The sequence below is a fragment of the Roseomonas sp. CCTCC AB2023176 genome, assembly GCF_042259275.1.
Classification (GTDB): Bacteria; Pseudomonadota; Alphaproteobacteria; order Acetobacterales; family Acetobacteraceae; genus Roseomonas.
This window is the reverse complement of the sequence record NZ_CP170086.1, coordinates 4,314,536-4,332,987: the sequence shown is the minus strand read 5'-3', so window position 1 is coordinate 4,332,987 and position 18,452 is coordinate 4,314,536. Positions and strand designations below refer to the sequence as shown.

General features: G+C 69.4%; 16 protein-coding genes and 1 pseudogene. 15 read left to right on the top strand and 2 right to left on the bottom strand.

All coding sequences use genetic code 11. The features are described 5' to 3' along the window. Positions 1-3: 3 nt before the first annotated feature. Positions 4-939, bottom strand: a complete 936-nt coding sequence (locus ACE7GA_RS21720) for a glycosyltransferase family 2 protein (protein WP_376091423.1) — start codon at positions 937-939, stop codon at positions 4-6. Beyond that, entirely contained in the window at positions 936-1,352 is a 417-nt protein-coding gene (locus ACE7GA_RS21715) for a GtrA family protein (protein WP_376091420.1), read from the bottom strand. The genes ACE7GA_RS21720 and ACE7GA_RS21715 overlap by 4 nt, the downstream gene beginning before the upstream one ends. A gap of 116 nt (positions 1,353-1,468) precedes the next feature. On the opposite strand from ACE7GA_RS21715, the gene ACE7GA_RS21710 reads away from it, so the two are divergent. From ACE7GA_RS21710 to ACE7GA_RS21640, 15 genes and pseudogenes are all read left to right on the top strand, one after another. Next, positions 1,469-3,076 (top strand): ABC transporter substrate-binding protein, encoded by a 1,608-nt coding sequence (locus ACE7GA_RS21710; protein WP_376091417.1) that lies wholly within the window; start codon positions 1,469-1,471, stop codon positions 3,074-3,076. A gap of 96 nt (positions 3,077-3,172) precedes the next feature. After that, positions 3,173-4,759, top strand: a complete 1,587-nt coding sequence (locus ACE7GA_RS21705) for an ABC transporter substrate-binding protein (RefSeq protein WP_376100467.1) — start codon at positions 3,173-3,175, stop codon at positions 4,757-4,759. A 14-nt stretch (positions 4,760-4,773) separates the two neighbouring features. Beyond that, positions 4,774-6,345 (top strand): ABC transporter substrate-binding protein, encoded by a 1,572-nt coding sequence (locus ACE7GA_RS21700; protein ID WP_376091414.1) that lies wholly within the window; start codon positions 4,774-4,776, stop codon positions 6,343-6,345. Positions 6,346-6,497: 152 nt separating this feature from the next. Beyond that, positions 6,498-8,090, top strand: a complete 1,593-nt coding sequence (locus ACE7GA_RS21695) for an ABC transporter substrate-binding protein (protein WP_376091412.1) — start codon at positions 6,498-6,500, stop codon at positions 8,088-8,090. A gap of 22 nt (positions 8,091-8,112) precedes the next feature. Continuing rightward, entirely contained in the window at positions 8,113-9,054 is a 942-nt protein-coding gene (locus ACE7GA_RS21690; protein WP_376091409.1) for an ABC transporter permease, read from the top strand. After that, positions 9,051-9,962, top strand: coding sequence for an ABC transporter permease (locus tag ACE7GA_RS21685; RefSeq protein WP_376091406.1), 912 nt, complete (start codon positions 9,051-9,053; stop codon positions 9,960-9,962). The genes ACE7GA_RS21690 and ACE7GA_RS21685 overlap by 4 nt, the downstream gene beginning before the upstream one ends. 5 nt (positions 9,963-9,967) lie before the next feature. Next, complete coding sequence (locus ACE7GA_RS21680) at positions 9,968-10,963, top strand: ABC transporter ATP-binding protein (protein WP_376091403.1); 996 nt, start codon at positions 9,968-9,970, stop codon at positions 10,961-10,963. Further along, positions 10,960-11,985 (top strand): ABC transporter ATP-binding protein, encoded by a 1,026-nt coding sequence (locus ACE7GA_RS21675; protein ID WP_376091400.1) that lies wholly within the window; start codon positions 10,960-10,962, stop codon positions 11,983-11,985. The genes ACE7GA_RS21680 and ACE7GA_RS21675 overlap by 4 nt, the downstream gene beginning before the upstream one ends. A 3-nt stretch (positions 11,986-11,988) precedes the next feature. Beyond that, entirely contained in the window at positions 11,989-12,360 is a 372-nt protein-coding gene (locus ACE7GA_RS21670) for a hypothetical protein (RefSeq protein ID WP_376091397.1), read from the top strand. 88 nt (positions 12,361-12,448) lie between these two features. After that, positions 12,449-12,952, top strand: a complete 504-nt coding sequence (locus ACE7GA_RS21665) for a (2Fe-2S)-binding protein (RefSeq protein ID WP_376091394.1) — start codon at positions 12,449-12,451, stop codon at positions 12,950-12,952. A 110-nt stretch (positions 12,953-13,062) separates the two neighbouring features. Continuing rightward, complete coding sequence (locus ACE7GA_RS21660) at positions 13,063-15,456, top strand: xanthine dehydrogenase family protein molybdopterin-binding subunit (protein ID WP_376091391.1); 2,394 nt, start codon at positions 13,063-13,065, stop codon at positions 15,454-15,456. 10 nt (positions 15,457-15,466) lie between these two features. Then, positions 15,467-16,261, top strand: a complete 795-nt coding sequence (locus ACE7GA_RS21655) for an FAD binding domain-containing protein (RefSeq protein ID WP_376091388.1) — start codon at positions 15,467-15,469, stop codon at positions 16,259-16,261. A gap of 14 nt (positions 16,262-16,275) precedes the next feature. After that, on the top strand, positions 16,276-17,565 hold the full coding sequence (locus ACE7GA_RS21650; RefSeq protein WP_376091385.1) for an NAD(P)/FAD-dependent oxidoreductase: 1,290 nt from the start codon (positions 16,276-16,278) through the stop codon (positions 17,563-17,565). An 81-nt stretch (positions 17,566-17,646) separates the two neighbouring features. Continuing rightward, the gene (locus ACE7GA_RS21645) at positions 17,647-18,198 is read left to right on the top strand and encodes a cold shock domain-containing protein (RefSeq protein ID WP_376091382.1); all 552 of its coding nucleotides are present in this window, start codon (positions 17,647-17,649) and stop codon (positions 18,196-18,198) included. Positions 18,199-18,235: 37 nt separating this feature from the next. Next, positions 18,236-18,421: pseudogene (locus tag ACE7GA_RS21640) on the top strand (cold-shock protein); the annotation flags it as partial. Positions 18,422-18,452 lie beyond the last annotated feature (31 nt).

Here is an 18,452-nt window from a genome sequence, read left to right as displayed (position 1 = left end):
GCGTCACGGTGACGGCGCCTCGAAGGCTGGAAGGGCGAGGTAGGCGATGCGCTTCGCCTCGATTCGTCCCCGCGTCACCGTGTCGAGGACGAGGCCGCATGTCAGGGAAAGGAAGGAGAGGACGAGCAGCGCGACGGAGGCGAGGAACGTCGGCAGCCGCGGCACGAGGCCGGTCCGCAGGTACGTCGAGATAACCGGTTCGAAGAGGGCGGCGGCGATCAGCAACAGCACGGCGGCGGCCGCGCCGAAGAACAGCCGCGGCCGTTCCCGCTGCACGAGCGCGGCGATGAGGCGCAGGATCCGCCAGCCGTCGCGATAGGTGCGCAGCTTGGACACCGAGCCCGCCGGGCGCTCGCGGTATGCCGTCGGGAACTCGCCGACCGGGAGGCGCAGCTCCAGCGCGTGCACGGTGAACTCCGTCTCCGTCTCAAAGCCCGCGGCCAGCCCAGGGAAGGATTTGACGAAACGCCGGGAGAAGCAGCGATAGCCGGACAGCATGTCCGTCACCCGATCCCCGAACAGGAGGGCGACGGCGCCGGTGAGGACGCGGTTCCCGAGGCGATGCCCCGGCCGGTAGGCCGCGGCGGCATCGGTCACGCGGATGCCGGTCACCATGTCGAGCCGTTCGTCCACGAGCCGCCGCACCATCTCCGGCGCATCGGCTGGGTCGTAGGTATCGTCGCCATCGACAAGGATGTAGGCGTCCGCCTCGATGTCCGCGAACATGCGCCGGACGACGTTGCCCTTGCCCTGCTGCGGCTCCGACCGGACGGTGGCCCCGGCGGCCGCCGCCATCGCCCGGGTGCCGTCGGTCGAGTTGTTGTCGTAGACGTAGATGGTGGCCTCCGGCAGGGCGGCGCGGAAGCCCGCGACCACCGCGCCGATCGCCGCCGCCTCGTCACGGCAGGGGATCAGGACGGCCACGCGCGGCCCGGTCATCGCACCACCGCCTGCCGGAACACGTAGCGGCGCGAGAGTAGGAAGTTGCCGGTCATGCCAGCCAGCGCACCCGCCGCGACGCCGAGCACGGGGTTGGCCGCGACGAAGGGGACGTAGCGGACCAGTGCCGCGTAGGTTCCGTAGTTCAGCACGAAGCCGCCGAGGTTCAGCACGACGAAGGTAGCCCATTGCCGCCCGGCGCCGCCGCCCGTCTGCCGAAAGGTCCACCGCCGGTTCAGGGCCCAGGTCGTCGTCGCCGCAGCGAGGTAGGCGGGGATCCGGCCGAGGTAGGGGCCGGCCCCGAGGGCGAGCATCGCGTAGAGGACGGCCGTGTCCACGACGAAGCCCAGCGTGCCGACGACGCCGAAGCGCAGGAACTGCGCGAGCACGACGGTGGAGGGAAGGGCGGTCATGCCCGCGGTCTAGGGCGGGGTCGCGGCCCTGTGAAGCGGTCCCGTGGGGCTTGCGCGCCCGTGGCACCCCTGCTTGCCTGCATGCCCGGAGAAGCTCACGCCGAGGGGATATACCCATGCATCGTCGCAACCTGCTGGCTGGCGCCGCGGGCGTCCCGCTGCTGACCGCGCTGCCGGCGGGGCTGTCCCGGCCGGCCCTGGCGCAGGCCAACGCATCGCGAGTCCTGCGCTTCATCCCGCAGTCGGACGTCACCGTCCTCGACCCCATCCTGACGACGGCCTACGTCACGCGGCACCACGGGTTCCTGATCTGGGACACGCTCTACGGCTTCGATGCGGACTACAAGCCGCAGCCGCAGATGGCCGAGGGGCATAGCGTCGAGGAGGACGGCAAGCGGATCACGATCCGCCTGCGCCAGGGCCTGAAGTTCCACCACGGGGAGCCGGTGCGGGCGCGCGACGCCGTCGCCTCCATCCGGCGCTGGGCGGCGCGCGACGCGCTGGGCCAGGTGCTGATGACGCAGGTCGCGGAACTCGTCGCGCCGGACGACCGGACGATCCTGTTCCGCCTGAACAAGCCCTTCCCGCTGCTGTTCGAAGCGCTGGGCAAGCCTTCCACACCAGTGTGCTTCATCATGCCGGAGCGGATCGCACAGACCGACCCGAACACCGCGATCCGCGACATGATCGGCAGCGGGCCGTTCCGCTGGGTAGGGAACGAGAGGGTGCCCGGTTCGCGCGTGGTCTACGAACGTTTCGCGGACTACGTCCCGCGCACAGAGGGTGAGCCGTCCTGGACCGCCGGTCCGAAGCGCGTGAACGTCGACCGCGTGGAATGGCAGGTCATCCCCGATGCCGCCACGGCCGCAGGCGCGCTGCAGAACGGCGAGGTGGACTGGTGGGAGCAGCCGACGGCGGACCTGCAGCCCGTCCTTCGCCGCAACCGCAACGTGGTGATGGAGATCCCCGATCCGACCGGCCTGTGCGGCATCCTGCGTTTCAACCACCTGCACGCGCCGTTCAACAACCCGGCGATCCGTCGCGCGCTGTTCGGGGCGGTGGTGCAAGGCGACTACATGACGGCGGTGATCGGCACCGACCGGTCGCTGTGGAAGGACGAGGTCGGGTTCTTCCCGCCGGGCACGCCGCTCGCGAATGACGCGGGGCTGGACGCGCTCACCGCGCCCCGCGACATGGACAAGGTCAAGCGCGACCTGGCCGCCGCCGGCTACAACGGGGAAAAGGTCGTGCTGATCGCGGCCTCCGACTTCCCGTCGCTCAACGCCCTCGCGCAGGTCGGGCGGGACATGCTCACACGTGCCGGCATGAACGTGGAATACGTCTCCACCGACTGGGGCAGCGTGGTCCAGCGCCGCGCCAACCGGAACGCGCCGGACCAGGGGGGCTGGAGCGTCTTCTTCACCTTCTGGGCGGGGCTGGACATGTTCAACCCCGGGGTATCGCAGGCGCTGCGCGGCAACGGGCAGCAGGCCTGGTTCGGCTGGCCGACGATCCCCCGCCTGGAGGAACTGCGGACGCAGTGGTTCGACGCAGGGGACTTGCCGGGCCAGCAGCGCGTCGCCCAGGAGATCCAACGGGTGGCGTTCCAGGAGGCGCCTTTCCTCCCGCTCGGCCAGTACTTCCAGGCAACGGCCTACCGCCGGAACGTCTCCAACGTGCCGAAGGGCATGCCGCTGTTCTGGAGCGTGACGAAGTCGGCCTGATCCGACCCCCGGGCAGGCCCAGGCCTGCCCGGGGTTGCGCGCCGCCGGCCCGTCTTGCTGTCATCTCGCGCCCATGAAGGAAGGCCTGCCCCGATGATGCGTCGTCGCGACCTCTTCGCCGGTGCCGCGCTCGGCGCGGCCACCATCGCCGCGCCGGCGCTCGCCCAGCCCACGCGGAGCCGGCTGTTGAAAATGGTGCCGCAGGCCAACCTGACGAGCTTGGACCCCGTCTGGACCACCGCGAACATCACCCGCAACCACGGGTACATGGTGTACGACACGCTCTACGGCATGGACGCGGAGTTCCGGCCGCAGCCGCAGATGGCGGAGGGCCACGTCGTCGAGGATGAGGGCCGCCGCATTGTCATCACCCTGCGCCCGGGCCTGAAGTTCCATGACGGCGAGCCGGTCCGCGCCGCCGACGCGGTGCAGAGCCTCCGGCGCTGGATGAAGCGGTCACCTTCGGGCCAGAAGCTCGAGGATTTCGTGGACGAGCTTGGCGCGCTGGACGACCGCCGGATCCAGTTCCGGCTCAAGCGGCCCTTTCCGTACCTCATCTCCGCGCTGGCGCAGGTCAGCAACGGCCCGGCCTTCGTCATGCCGGAACGCGTGGCGCGCACCGACCCATTTCAGCAGATCCGCGATACCGTGGGCAGCGGCCCCTACCGCTTCAAGGCGGACGAGTTCAACACCGGCAGCCTCGTCGTCTATGAGCGCAACCCGGACTATTCGCCCACGCCGGCTGGCACGCCGAGCCTGACAGCCGGCCCCAAGCGCGCCTTCTTCGACCGGATCGAGTGGAACATCATCACCGACGCCTCCACCGCCGCGGCCGCGCTGCAGACCGGAGAGATCGACTGGTACGAGCAGCCGCCGCCGGAGATCCAGCAAGTGATCCGCCGCAACCGCGCCCTCGCGGTTGAGGAGATCGACCCCCTCCCACTCACGGGCATCATGCGGTTCAACCACCTGCACGCGCCGTTCAATGACAAGCGCATGCGGCAGGCCATGCTGCCGGCGGTGAGCCAAGCCGATTTCATGACCGCGATCGTCGGCACGGATGAGAGCCTGTTCAACACGCGGACCGGCGTCTTCACCCCGGGTACGCCGCTCGCGACGGAAGCGGGGCTGGAACCCTTGACGGGTCCCCGCAGCCTGGACCGCGCCCGCGCCCTGATGCGGGAAGCCGGCTACACGAACGCACCGATGCGCGTGATCGGGCCGACGGATATCCTGGCGCCCGCCGCAATGACGCAGGTCGGGGCGGACCTCGTCCGGCGTCTCGGCTTCAACGCCGACATCGTGCTGACCGACTGGGGTACGACGGTGCAGCGCCGGACGAGCCGCGAAGCCGTGGCGAATGGCGGCTGGTCCATGCTGTTCACGTCCTTCTCGTCCTTCGACTTCGTGGACCCGTCCGCACACTTCCCCCTGCGCGGCAACGGCGCGGGCGCCTGGCCAGGTTGGCCGACCATGCCGGCGTTGGAGACGCTCCGTGACGAGTGGTTCCTCGCCCCGAACCTCGCGGAGCAGAAGCGGATCGCCGAGCAGATCCAGCGCGTCGCAATGGAGGAGGTGCCCTACATTCCCGTCGGTGCCTACAAGTCGCTCACCGGCATCCGGCGCGACCTGGCCGACCGGGTGAAGGGCTTCGCGATCTTCTGGGGCATCCGCCGGACCTGAACGGAGAGGGCACCATGATTCGTCGCCGCGACCTGCTGCTCACCGCCGCGGCGCTGCCCGCGGCCCCCGCCATCGCGCAGAACACGGCCGCGCGCACGCTGCGCGTCATCCCGCAGGCCAACCTGACCAGCCTCGACCCGGTCTGGACGACGGCGGTGGTGACGCGGAACCACGCCTACCTCGTCTATGACCAGCTCTGCGCAGTGGACGCGGTGGGGACACCGCGGCCGCAGATGGCATCCTGGGAGATCGGGGACGATGGCAAGTCCTGGACCTTCGCCCTGCGCGACGGGCTCCGCTTTCACGACAGCCAACCGGTGCGCGCCGCCGACTGTGTCGCGAGCATCCGCCGCTGGGCGGCGCGCGACACGTTCGGACAGGCGCTCTGGGCGCAGGTGGATGAACTCGCGGCTCTCGATGACCGGCGTTTCCGGTTCCGGCTGAAGAAGCCCTTTCCCTTCCTCGCCCTCGCGATGGGCAAGAGCCAAAACCCCTGCTTCGTCATGCCCGAGCGCGTGGCGAGCACCGACCCCTTCCAGCAGGTGCGCGACGCTTCGGGATCCGGGCCCTTCCGCTTCGTGCAGGGCGAGTGGAACCCGGGGCAGCGCGCCGTCTGGACCCGCTTCGAGGGCTACCAGCCCCGGCAAGAGCCGCCGGACGGCCTCGCTGGCGGGCGGGTCCCGAGGCTCGACCGGATCGAATGGACGGTCATCAGCGACTCGGCGACCGCGGCCTCCGCCCTCGTCACGGGGGAGCAGGATTACTGGGAATACCCGCTGCACGACCTGCTTCCGCTACTGCGTCGGTCGCGCGACGTGGTCGTGGAGCAGCGATTGCTTGAGGGAACTTACGGCGTCGCGCGCTTCAACCACCTGCATCCGCCCTTCGACAAACTCGCGGTCCGCCGGGCTTTCGCGATGGGGGTGGACCAGCGGGACTACCTGCGCGCCGTGGCGGGGGAGGACGCACAGGCCTGGGGCGTCTGCGAGGGTGTCTTCACCTGCGGCTCCGCGCTCGCGAGCGAGCAGGGCAACGACGTGATGAAGGTGCGGAACCTCGACCGTGCCCGCGCGGCGCTGCGCGAGTCTGGCTATGCCGGGGAGAAGGTCGTGCTCCTCACGCCGAGCGACTATCCGCAGATCAATGCCCTCTCGCTCGTCACCGCCGACGTCCTGCGGCGCATGGGCTTCAACCTGGAGGTGGTCGCGACGGACTGGGGCACCCTCGTCCAGCGGCGCGCGAGCCGGGAGCCGGTGGACCGGGGCGGGTGGAGCATTATCCACACCACGTCTTCCGGCACGGACCTCGGCGTGCCGACGATCCACCTGTTCCTTCGCGCCAACGGCGCGAATGCGTGGTTCGGCTGGCCGACCGACGACCGGATCGAGACGCTGCGCACAGCCTGGCTGGACGCACCGGACGAGGCGTCCAGCAGGCGGATCGGGGCCGAGTTGAACGCCAGGGCCATGGAGGTCCTGCCCTACGTCCCGCTCGGCTACTACTGGCAGCCCAGCGCCTGGCGACGGAACGTCACCGGGGCGTTCAAGGCGCCGGCGACCGTCTTCTGGAACATCGCGAAGGGCTAACCGCACCCCTGGCACGCGCCGTGCACAAGCGAGTGCGGGAGCGGGCACCGCGGGGCCGAGGCTGGCGCGGTGCCTGTTTCTGCGGCAGTCTGCGCCGCGGACGGGGCTTTCGGGCACGGCGAAGCCGGCCTTTCTGGGGGACAGAGAACGCGATGGACCGTCGTACCCTATTCAAGGCCGGAGCCGGACTGGCCGCCACCGGGATCGCGGCGCCCGCGCTGTCCCAGGGTGCCAACGCCCGGACGCTGCGCTTCGTCCCCCAGGCCAACCTCGCGAACTTCGACCCGATCTGGGGCACGCAATACGTCGTCCGCAACGCCGCGGTCATGGTGTGGGATACCCTCTACGGCTTCGACGACCAGTTGCGCCCGCAGCGCCAGATGGTCGAGGGCGAGACGACGTCCTCCGACGGCCTGACCTGGACCTTCACGCTCCGAAGCGGCCTGCGCTTCCATGACAACGAGCCTGTGCGGGCGCGCGACGTCGTCGCCTCCATCAACCGCTGGATGCCGCGCGACCCGATGGGGCAGCTCCTGCGCGCCATCAACCAGGAACTGGTCGCGGTGGACGACCGGACCTTACGCTGGGTCCTGAAGCAGCCCTTCCCGAAGATGCTCATGGCGCTCGGTAAGAATGCGACGCCGATGTGCTTCATCATGCCGGAGCGGATCGCGACGCGCTTCGACAGCTTCACGCAGATCAACGAGTACGTCGGTTCCGGTCCCATGCGGATCGTGACGAACGAATGGGTGCCCGGCGCCCGCGCGGTCTTCCAGAAGTTCGATGGCTACGTGCCGCGCGACGAGCCCGCGAGCTGGCTGGCCGGCGGCAAGCGGATGCTGGTGGACCGCGTCGAATGGACCATCATGCCGGACCCCGCCACCGCCTCGGCCGCGTTGCAGAACGGGGAGGTGGATTGGTGGGAGACGCCGATCACCGACCTGATCCCGCAGCTCCGGCGCAACCGGAACCTGATGGTGGACATCGCCGATCCGCTCGGGAACATCGGCTCCTTCCGGATGAACCACCTGCACAAGCCGTTCAGCGACGTGCGCATCCGCCGCGCCGTGCTGATGGCGATGAGCCAGGAAGACTACATGACCGCCCTGGTGGGCGAGGACCGGAACCTCTGGAAGCCGCTCCCCGGCTTCTTCACGCCGGGAACGCCGCTCTACACGGAAGAAGGCGGCGACATCCTCAAGGGCCCGCGGAACCTCGACGCGGCGAAGCGCCTGCTTGCCGAGGCCGGCTACAACAACGAACCGGTGACCTGCATCGTCGCGCAGGACCAGCCGATCACGAAGGCCATGGGCGACGTGACGGCGGACCTGCTCAAGCGCATGGGCATGAACGTGGACTTCGTCGCGACGGATTGGGGCACAACGGGGCAGCGGCGCGCGATGAAGAACCCGCCGGGCCAGGGCGGCTGGAGCATGTTCCACACGTGGCACGCGGGCGCCGACGCCATCAACCCGGTGCTGTACAATGCCGTGCGCGCCAACGGGGACGGTGCCTGGTTCGGGTGGCCGAACATCCCCGCCGTCGAGACGGAGGTGCCGAACTGGCTTGCCGCGACGAGCCTGGAAGAGGAGCGCCAGGTGATCGGACGCCTGAACCGCGCCGCCATGGACAACGTCGTCTACGCACCGACCGGCTTCTTCCTGGCCTACCAGGCCTGGAACCGCCGCGTATCCGGCGTCGTGAAGGGCCCGATTCCCTTCCCCTGGGGCGTGTCGAAGACCTGATGACCGGAAGGGCAGGGGGCTGATGTTCGCCTACGTCATCCGAAGGGTCATCGCGACCATCCCCGTCATGGCGGTGGTGGCGCTGTTCGTCTTCAGCCTCCTCTACATCTCCCCCGGTGACCCCGCGGCGGTGATCGCGGGCGACCAGGCAACGCCCGCGGACGTGGAGCGGATCCGGGCCAGCCTCGGCCTGGACCGGCCCTACCTCGTCCGCTTCGGGGAGTGGGTCTGGAACATCCTGAACGGCGACCTCGGTGTCTCGATTTTCACCAACCTGCCGGTCTCCACGATGATCGCGCAGCGGATCGAGCCGACCCTGTCGCTCATGGTCCTGACGTTGATCCTTGCGGTCTCGATCGCAGTGCCGCTCGGCGTGGTCGCGGCCTGGAAGGCGGGGACCTGGGTGGACCGCGGCGTGATGGCCTTCGCAGTCCTCGGTTTCTCGGTGCCGGTCTTCGTCGTGGGCTACGTGCTGGCCTACGTCTTCGCGCTCGAACTCGAATGGCTGCCGGTGCAAGGTTACACGCCGCTTTCGCGGGGCCTCGGCGCCTGGGTGCAGAACCTGATCCTGCCGGCGATCGCGCTGGGGGGCGTGTACATCGCGCTCATCGCCCGGATCACGCGTGCCACCATGCTCGAAGTGTTACAACAGGACTACATCCGCACGGCCCGGGCGAAGGGCGTGGGGCAGCGCGGCATCCTGTTCCTTCACGCGCTGAAGAACGCGGCCGTGCCCATCGTGACGGTCGTCGGCATCGGCGTCGCCCTGCTGATCGGCGGCGCGGTGGTGACGGAGAGCGTCTTTGCCATCCCGGGCCTCGGGCGTCTCACGGTGGATGCCATCCTCCGGCGGGACTACCCGGTGATTCAGGGCGTCATCCTCCTCTTCTCCTTCGTGTACGTGCTGGTGAACCTCTGCATCGACCTGCTCTACACCCTCTTCGACCCGAGGATCCGGTATTGAGCGCCATCCTGGAACGGCCGGGCGACGTCGCCGCGGCTCCGCCGCAGCCCGACGTTCTGCCCGCCATCCGACCGGCGAAGGGCTTCATCGGCTTCCTCCGCCGCTATCCCACGACGGCGATCGGCGGGTCGCTGCTCCTGGTCATCCTCCTCATCGCGGTCTTCGCGCCGTTGCTCTGGACGACAGACCCGACGGCTCTCGCGCCGGCGCGCCGGACCCGCGAGCCTTCGGTGATGTACTGGTTCGGTACGGACATGCTGGGGCGGGATGTCTACTCGCGTGTTCTCTATGGTGCGCGCATCTCCCTCCTCGTCGGCTTTTCCGTCGCGATCCTGTCCTCGGTCGTCGGTCTCGCCATCGGCCTCTTCTCCGGTTTCATCCGCTGGGCCGATACGATCATCATGCGGATCATGGACGGGCTGATGTCCATCCCGTCCATCCTGCTGGCGATCGCGCTGATGGCACTGACGCGTGCTTCGGTCAGCAACGTCATCATGGCCATCACCATCGCCGAGATCCCGCGCGTCTCCCGACTCGTCCGTGGCGTCGTGCTCAGCCTGCGCGAGCAACCCTACGTGGATGCCGCGGTCGCGGCGGGCACTCCGACCTTCATGATCGTCTGGCGCCACATCCTGCCGAACACGCTCGCCCCGATCACGGTGCAGGCGACCTACATCTGTGCCTCCGCAATGATCGCGGAATCCATCTTGTCCTTTATCGGTGCAGGCACGCCGCCGATCATCCCGTCCTGGGGCAACATCATGGCTGAGGGCCGCGCCCTCTGGCAGGTGAAGCCCTACATCGTTTTCTTCCCCGCGATCTTCTTGTCGCTCACCGTCCTTGCCGTGAACCTGCTCGGCGACGGCCTGCGGGACGCCCTGGATCCTCGCATGGCGAAGCGGGTCTGAGGCCGATGGCTGCACCGCTCCTCTCGGTCGAGAACCTCCAGACCCATTTCCGCACGCCGGACGGGGTTAACCGCGCGGTGGACGGCGTTTCCTTCCACGTCGACGCCGGCGAGACGATCGCGATCGTCGGCGAGTCGGGCTGCGGCAAGTCCGTCACAGCCATGTCCATCCTGCGCCTGATTCCGGAGCCGCCGGGCAAGATCGCGGGTGCCATCCGGTTCCAGGGGCGGGACCTTCTCACCCTGTCGGACAAGGAGATGCGGGCCATTCGTGGCAACGACATCTCGATGATCTTCCAGGAACCGATGACCTCGCTGAATCCCGTGCTGACGGTCGGGCGCCAGATCGGGGAGACGCTGCGCCTGCATCAGGGTCTCGACGCCCGCGCGGCGGAGGCGAAATCAGTCGAGATGCTGAAGCTCGTCGGCATACCCGCGCCGGAGCGGCGGGTCCGCGAATACCCGCACCAGCTGTCCGGCGGCATGCGGCAGCGCGTGATGATTGCCATGGCGCTGGCCTGCAACCCGAAACTGCTGATCGCGGACGAGCCGACGACGGCCCTCGACGTGACGATCCAGGCGCAGATCCTCGACCTCATGCGGGATTTGAAGAACCGGGTCGGCGCCGCGATCGTCCTCATCACCCACGACCTCGGAGTGGTGGCCGAAGTTGCCGAGCGCGTGATCGTCATGTACGCCGGCCGCAAGGTGGAGGAGGCGCCGGTCGGCTCCCTCTTCCGAGGCCCGAAGCACCCCTACACACAGGGGCTTCTCGGCGCCGTGCCGAAGCTCGGCTCCTCCCTGACGGGCGAGGCGACGCGCCTCTCGGAGATTCCCGGGCTCGTGCCCTCCCTCAAGAGGCGGATCGATGGCTGTGTCTTCGCGACCCGCTGCCCATACGTCACCGACCTCTGCCGCAAGGTGGCGCCGGCACTCGAAGCCAAGGCGCCGGGCCACGTCGCGGCCTGCCACTATGCCGTGAAGGAGGCCGTCGCAGCATGAGCGCGCTCCTCGACGTCCGCGACCTGAAGAAGCACTTCCCCATTCGCGCCGGCTTCCTCGGCGGCACCACGGGCTACGTCTACGCGGTGGACGGCATCTCCTTCGAGATCGCGAAGGGCGAAACCCTGTCCCTCGTCGGCGAGTCCGGCTGCGGCAAGTCCACCGTCGGCAAGGCCGTCCTGCGCCTCTTCGACATCACGGCGGGTCAGGTCGTGCTGGACGGCCAACGCATCGACCAGATGTCGCAGGCGACGCTGCGGCCGCTGCGGCGCCGCGTGCAGGTCGTCTTCCAGGATCCGTTCAGCAGCCTGAACCCACGGATGCGCGTCCGCGACATCCTGGCCGAGCCGATCCGAAACTTCCGCCTGGCGAAGGACGGAGCGGACCTCGACCGCAAGCTCGGCGAGCTCATGGACCGCGTCCGCCTGCCCCGCGACGCGATCGGGCGCTGGCCGCACGAATTCTCCGGCGGCCAGCGCCAGCGCATCGGCATTGCCCGTGCCCTCGCGGCTGAGCCCGACCTGATCGTCTGCGACGAGGCCGTGTCGGCCCTCGACGTTTCGGTCAAGGCGCAGATCGTCAACCTGCTGCAGGACCTGCAGTCGGAACTCGGCCTCGCTCTCCTCTTCATCTCCCACGACCTCGCGATCGTCGAGCATATGACGCATCGCGTCGCCGTCATGTACCTCGGCAAGATCGTGGAGGTCGCGCCGCGTCGTTCCCTCTTCGCGGCGCCCAAGCATCCCTACACGGAGGCACTGCTTTCCGCCGTGCCCCAGCCCATGCCGGGCGCGCAGCGGGAACGGATCATCCTGACAGGCGACGTCCCCAGCCCGATCAACCCGCCCAAGGGCTGCCGCTTCCACACCCGCTGCCGCTACGTCTTCGACCGCTGCCGCGTCGAAGAGCCACCGTTGGCGGCGGTCGAGGCGGGCCACACGGCCGCCTGCCACCTGCACGACCTGCCGCCGGACCAGAACCCGCTCTCCGGCGCCAAGGGCGCCTCGCTCCTGGCGGTCTGATCCGTGGCTGCCCCGGTCATGCTTGAGGTGCGCGAGCAGCGGGGCCCCTTCGGCGTCTTCGTGAAGTGGGTGTTCTGGATCTTCCAGGGTGCGATGCTCCTGGTGACCCTCGGCACATGCTCCCTCGTCGGTAACTTCGTCAGCGCCCCGAACCCGGAGGTAGCCCTCGGCGCCGGCCTGTTCGGGACGCTGGCGCTCGGGGTGATCTGGATCGTCTGGCCGATCGGAACCCTGGGCTTCGGGCTGATGGTCCTGCTGACCCGCGGCCGGAAGCGCCTCATCCCGCGCCGACGGCCGCGCCGGCCAGCGTGCCGCGGACCGGCCCGACCACCTGATCACCGCGGCATTCGTCAAGTCCCTGATCTGACACGCTGATCGGCTTGACGCGGCGCCGGTCCCGGGGCGACCCTGCCGGTCGAGTTCGCGGCGCCCGCGCCGCGCAGTGAACCCGGGGGGAAGGCGAATGCCGCAGGTCTCGATCACCGTGAATGGCGCCGGTCACACCGTGGACGTGGAGGGCCGCACCCTCCTCGTCGAACTCCTGCGGGAGAAGCTGCGGCTGACCGGCACGCATGTGGGCTGCGACACCAGCCAGTGCGGCGCATGCGTCGTGCACATCAACGGCGACAGCGTGAAGTCCTGCACCATCCTTGCCGTCCAGTGCGACGGCGCGGATGTGACGACGATTGAAGGCCTGGCCAAGCCAGACGGTACCCTGCACCCGATGCAGGAGGCCTTCCGCGAATACCACGCCCTGCAATGCGGCTTCTGCACGCCGGGCATGGTCATGTCCGCCGTGGACCTCGTCGCCAAGAACCCGCAGGGCCTGTCGGAACACGAGATCCGCGACGGCCTCGAGGGCAACCTCTGCCGCTGCACGGGCTACCACAACATCGTCAAGGCGATCGCCGCGGCCCAGGACCTGATGCACGGCCGCGTGACGGAACTGGCGCGCGCCGCCGAATAGCGGGCGGCGACGGCGCGGAGCGGCACGGCCGGACCGCGCCCGGCGGGCCAGGGCGGCCAACGCCCGGTCCGCCACGGGAGAGAACGAACGAGACATCGGGGGACGTCGCGATGAACGTCATCACGCCCTTCCAGGGCATCGGCGCCAGTGTGAAGCGCAAGGAAGACCTTCGCTTCCTCTCGGGACGCGGGAACTACACGGACGACATGAACCGTCCGGGCCAGCTCTACGTCCACTTCCTCCGGAGTCCGCACCCGCACGCGCGGCTCAAATCCGTGGACACCACCCTCGCCTCCGCCATGCGCGGCGTACGCGCGATCTACACCGGCGCGGACATGGACAAGGCTGGCCTGGGCGGCCTGCCCTGCGGCTGGGGAATCAAGAACAAGGACGGCTCCGCGATGGCGGAACCGGCGCACCCCATCCTCGCGATCGGCAAGGTGCGGCACGTCGGCGATCCCGTCGCGGCTGTGATCGCGGACACCCGCGCCCAGGCCCGTGACGCGGCCGAGGCGATCGTCGTGGACTACGAAGCCCTGGCGGCCGTCGCCACACCCGACGCCGCCCTCGCGCCCGGCGCCCCGCTGGTGCACGACGATGCACCGGGCAACCTGTGCTACGACTGGCACATCGGCGAACCGGCCCAGGCCGACGCGGCCTTCGCGGGCGCCGCGCATGTCGTGACCTTCGAGACGATGAACAACCGCCTCATTCCCAACGCGATGGAACCCCGCGTCGCGCTGGGTGACTACGACCCGACGACGGGCGAGCACACGCTCTACACGACGTCGCAGAACCCGCACGTCATCCGACTGCTCATGGGCGCTTTCGTCCTGAAGATCCCCGAGCACAAGCTGCGCGTCGTGGCGCCGGACGTCGGCGGCGGCTTCGGCTCCAAGATCTTCCACTACGCCGAGGAAGCGCTCTGCACCTGGGCCGCGGCGCAGCTGAAGCGCCCGGTGAAGTGGACGTCGGACCGGACAGAGGCCTTCATGTCCGACGCCCATGGCCGCGACCACGTCACGCGGGCGCAACTGGCGCTGGATGAGAACGGCATCTTCCTCGGCCTGAAGGTCAGCACCAAGGCTGCGATGGGCGCCTACCTCTCGACCTTCGCGCCGGCCGTGCCGACCTATCTCTACGCGACGCTCCTTGCGGGCTGCTACCGCACGCCCGTGGTCTACGCGGAGGTCAAGGCGGTCTTCACCCACACCGTGCCCGTGGACGCCTATCGCGGCGCTGGCCGGCCGGAGGCGACCTATCTCCTCGAACGGCTGATGGACGTCGCCGCGGCCCAGACGGGCTTCGACCGCGTGGAACTGCGCCGCAAGAACTTCATCCGCCCCGACCAGTTCCCCTACCAGACCCCCGTCGCGCTGGAATACGACAGCGGCAACTACGACGCGACGCTCGACCAGGCGCTGGAGGCCTCAGGCTGGGCCACCTTCGAGCAGCGCCGGCAGGAAGCCGCCGCGCGCGGCAAGCTGCGGGGCATCGGCATCTCCACCTACGTCGAGGCTTGCGGCATCGCGCCCTCCGCCGTCGTCGGCGCCCTCGGCGCCCGCGCAGGCCTCTACGAGGTCGCGACCATCCGCGTGCACCCGACCGGCAGCGTGACCGTGCTCACCGGCACGCACAGCCACGGCCAGGGGCACGAGACGACCTTCGCCCAGGTCGTCGCGGACAAGCTCGGCATCTCCGTGGATGCCGTGGACGTCGTGCACGGCGACACGAACAAGATCCCCTTCGGCATGGGCACCTATGGCAGCCGCTCGCTCGCCGTCGGTGGCTCGGCGATGATGAAGGCGATGGACAAGATCGTCGCCAAGGGAAAGAAGATCGCGGCGCACCTGATGGAAGCCTCGGTCGAGGACATCGAGTTCACGGACGGGATGTTCCGCGTCGCCGGCACGGACAAGGCGAAGGCGCTCGCCGAGATCTCGCTGGCGGCCTACGTCCCGCACAACTACCCGATCGACGAGATCGAGCCCGGGCTCGACGAGACCGCCTTCTACGATCCGAAGAACTTCACGTATCCCGCGGGCTGCCACATCTGCGAGGTCGAGATCGACCCGGACACGGGCCGGGTGGAGGTCGTGAACTTCACCGCGGTTGACGATGTGGGCCGCGTCATCAATCCGATGATCGTGGAAGGGCAGGTCCAGGGCGGCGTCGCCCAGGGCATCGGCCAGGCGCTGCTGGAGGCGGCGGCCTATGACGACCAGGGCCAGCTGCTCTCCGCCTCCTTCATGGACTACACCATGCCCCGCGCGAACGACCTGCCGAACGTGGACGTCGCGACCCACACCACGCTCTGCACCCACAACCCGCTGGGGGTGAAGGGCTGCGGGGAGGTCGGGGCCATCGGTTCGCCGCCCGCCGTCATCAACGCCGTCGTGGACGCCCTGCGCCACACCGGCATCCAGCACATCGAGATGCCCGCGACACCCGCGAAGGTCTGGGGCATCATCCACGCCAACGCCCCGCGCATGGCCGCGGAATAGGGGAAGCCGGATGTACGATTTCGCCTACCACAAGCCGACCTCGGTCGCCGACGCCGTCAAGCTGCTATCCACCGTCCCGGACGCCCGTCCGATCTCCGGCGGCCAGACGCTGCTGCCCGCGCTGAAGCACCGGCTGGACAAGCCGTCGGCGCTCGTCGACCTCTCCGGCATCGCCGAACTCCAGGGCATCCGGCGGGAGGGCAGCGCCATCGTCATCGGCGCGATGACGAAGCACCGCGACGTGCAGCATGACGCGCAGATCGTCTCCGGCATCCCGGCTCTCGCGAAGATGGCTGGCCTCGTCGGCGACACGCAGGTCCGCAACCGCGGCACGATGGGCGGTTCGCTCGCCAACAACGACCCCGCCGCCGACTATCCCTCGGCGGCACTCGCCCTCGGCGCGACCTTCATCACCGACCGCCGCCGGATCGAGGCGGACGACTACTTCCTCGGCATGTTCACGACTGCGCTGGAGCCGGGCGAACTGCTGACGGCCATCTCCTTTCCCGTGCCGGAAAAGGCGGGCTACGCGAAGATGCGCAACCCCGCGTCCCGCTATGTCATGACCGGCGTCTTCGTCGCGAAGGGCCCGAAGGGCGTGCGCGTCGTCGTCAACGGCGCGGGACCCGGTGTCTTCCGGCAGAAGGAGATGGAGGCGGCGCTTTCCTCCAGCTGGTCGCCCGATGCGGTCGCGAACGTGAAGCAGCCCGCGGATGGCCTGAACAGCGATATCCACGGCTCCGCGGAGTACCGCGCGCACCTCGTCACCGTCATGGCCAAGCGCGCCGTCGCCGACGCGGCCTGAGCGCCTTGGCCGACATGACGGCCGGGAAGGGGGACCCCACCCGGCCGCACGTCGTGATCATCGGCGCAGGGATCGTCGGTGCCTGTACGGCCTTGCAGGCGCTGTACCGCGGCTTCCGCGTCACCATTCTCGATCCCGGAACGCCAGGCGGCGAGCAGGCCGCGTCCTACGGCAATGGCTGCTGGCTTTCGCCGATGTCAGTCATCCCTCCCGCTACTCCGGGGTTGTGGCGCAAGGTGCCGGGCTACCTGGCCGACCCGCTCGGCCCCCTTTCCATTCGGCCCTCCTATCTGCCGCGCGTGCTGCCTTGGCTGGCGCGCTACCTGCTCTCCGGCTGGACCGAGGCGCGCGTGCTGCGCACGGCCCGGGGACTGCGCGCAATCCTGAAGGACGCGCCCGCGCTGCACCGCCGCCTGGCGGAGGACGCCGGCGTCCCCGACCTGATCCGCGACCGCTCGGGGCTCATGTACATCTATCCGTCGCGCGCCGAGTTCGAGGCGGAGGCCATGTCCTGGCGCATCCGGAGCGAGGTCGGCATCACGTGGACCGAGTTGGGCCCGGACGAGATGCGGCAGAGTGAGCCGGAGCTGGACCGCCGCTACGGCTTCGGCGTGCTGGTCGAGGAGGGAGGCCACTGTCTCGACCCCGGCGCCTACGTCGCGGCACTGGTCGCGCAGGCCGAAGCCGAAGGCGCCGAGTTTCGGCGCGAAGCGGCGACGGCCTTCCACCTCGAAGCCGGCCGCCTCCGCGCCGTGCGCACGGCCTCCGGCGAGATCGCGGCCGACCGGGCGGTGATCTGCGCCGGCGCGCGGTCGAAGGCACTCTCGGCCGCAGTGGGCTCGCCCGTCCCGCTGGAGACGGAACGTGGCTACCACGCTCTCGTCCTCGACGCGGAGACCGGGCCGCGCACGCCGCTCATGCCCTCCGACGGCAAGATGAGCATCACGCGCACGCGCCAGGGCCTGCGTTGCGCCGGGCAGGTGGAGATCGCCGGCCTGGAGGCCGCCCCGAACTGGCGCCGGGCCGAGATCCTGCGCGACCACCTCCTCCGCTCCTTCCCGAACCTCCCGCGCGACCTGCCGGCCGGTCGGGTGAAGTTCTGGATGGGCCATCGCCCGTCCATGCCCGACGGCCTGCCCTGCATCGGCCCGTCGCGCTCAACCCCCGACGTGCTGCTGGCCTTCGGCCACGGCCATGTCGGCCTCGTCGCGGGCCCGAGGACCGCCGAGGTCGTCGGCGCCCTGCTCGCGGGTGAATCACCGCCGATTGATCCGGCTCCGTACAGCCCGGCGCGATTCGGCTAGCGTTCCCCCGGGGACCGTGCCATCGTGAGGTGCCGGTCCTACACGTCGTTGGGCCGAAGTGATCTGCGGATACGATAACCAGTGTCTTTCGAAGACGAACAGCAGGGCGGCGGCGCAACGACCGAAGCCGAAGTGAAGTGGTACAACGGGCGCAAGGGCTTCGGCTTCGTGCTCGGACCGGACGGACAGGATGTGTTCTTCCACGCTTCCGCCCTCGCCCAGGCCGGGCTCCAGTCGGCCGACACCGGCGACAAGCTGGTGTGTGAGATCGGCACGGACCGCCAGGGTCGCCGCCTCGTCACCCGCATCGTCGAACTCAAGCCCGGGCCGGGCGGCGGAGCCGGCGGCGGCGGCAGTGGCGGCTTCGGTGATCGCCCCCGCGTCGTGACTTCGGTGACCGGCCCCCGCGCCGCGACTTCGGCGGCGGCGGCGGTGGTGGCTTCGGCGATCGTCCCCCGCGTCGTGACTTCGGTGGCGGCGGCGGCTATGGCGGTGGCGGCGGTGGCTTCGGCGATCGTCCTCCGCGTCGCGACTTCGGTGGCGGCGGTGGTTTCGGCGGCGGTGGTGGCGGCTTCGGCGCCCCCGCGGCAATTTCGGCGACCGTCCGCCGCCGCGCCGCGAGTTCAACCGTGACGAGGGCGGCCCGACCTACTCGGTCAACGGCACGGTCAAGTGGTTCGACCACGTCCGCGGTTTTGGTTTCGTGACGCCGGAGGATGGCGGCCAGGACGTGTTCCTGCACTCCTCCGTCCTGCAGCGCGCTGGCGTGCAGGATGTCCAGCAGGGCCAGAAGGTCGGGCTGGAGGTTCGCGACGGCCAGCGTGGCCGCCAAGCCGTGATCCTGAAGGACAGTTGATCCCCGCACCCCTGCGGGAACTGAACGCCCC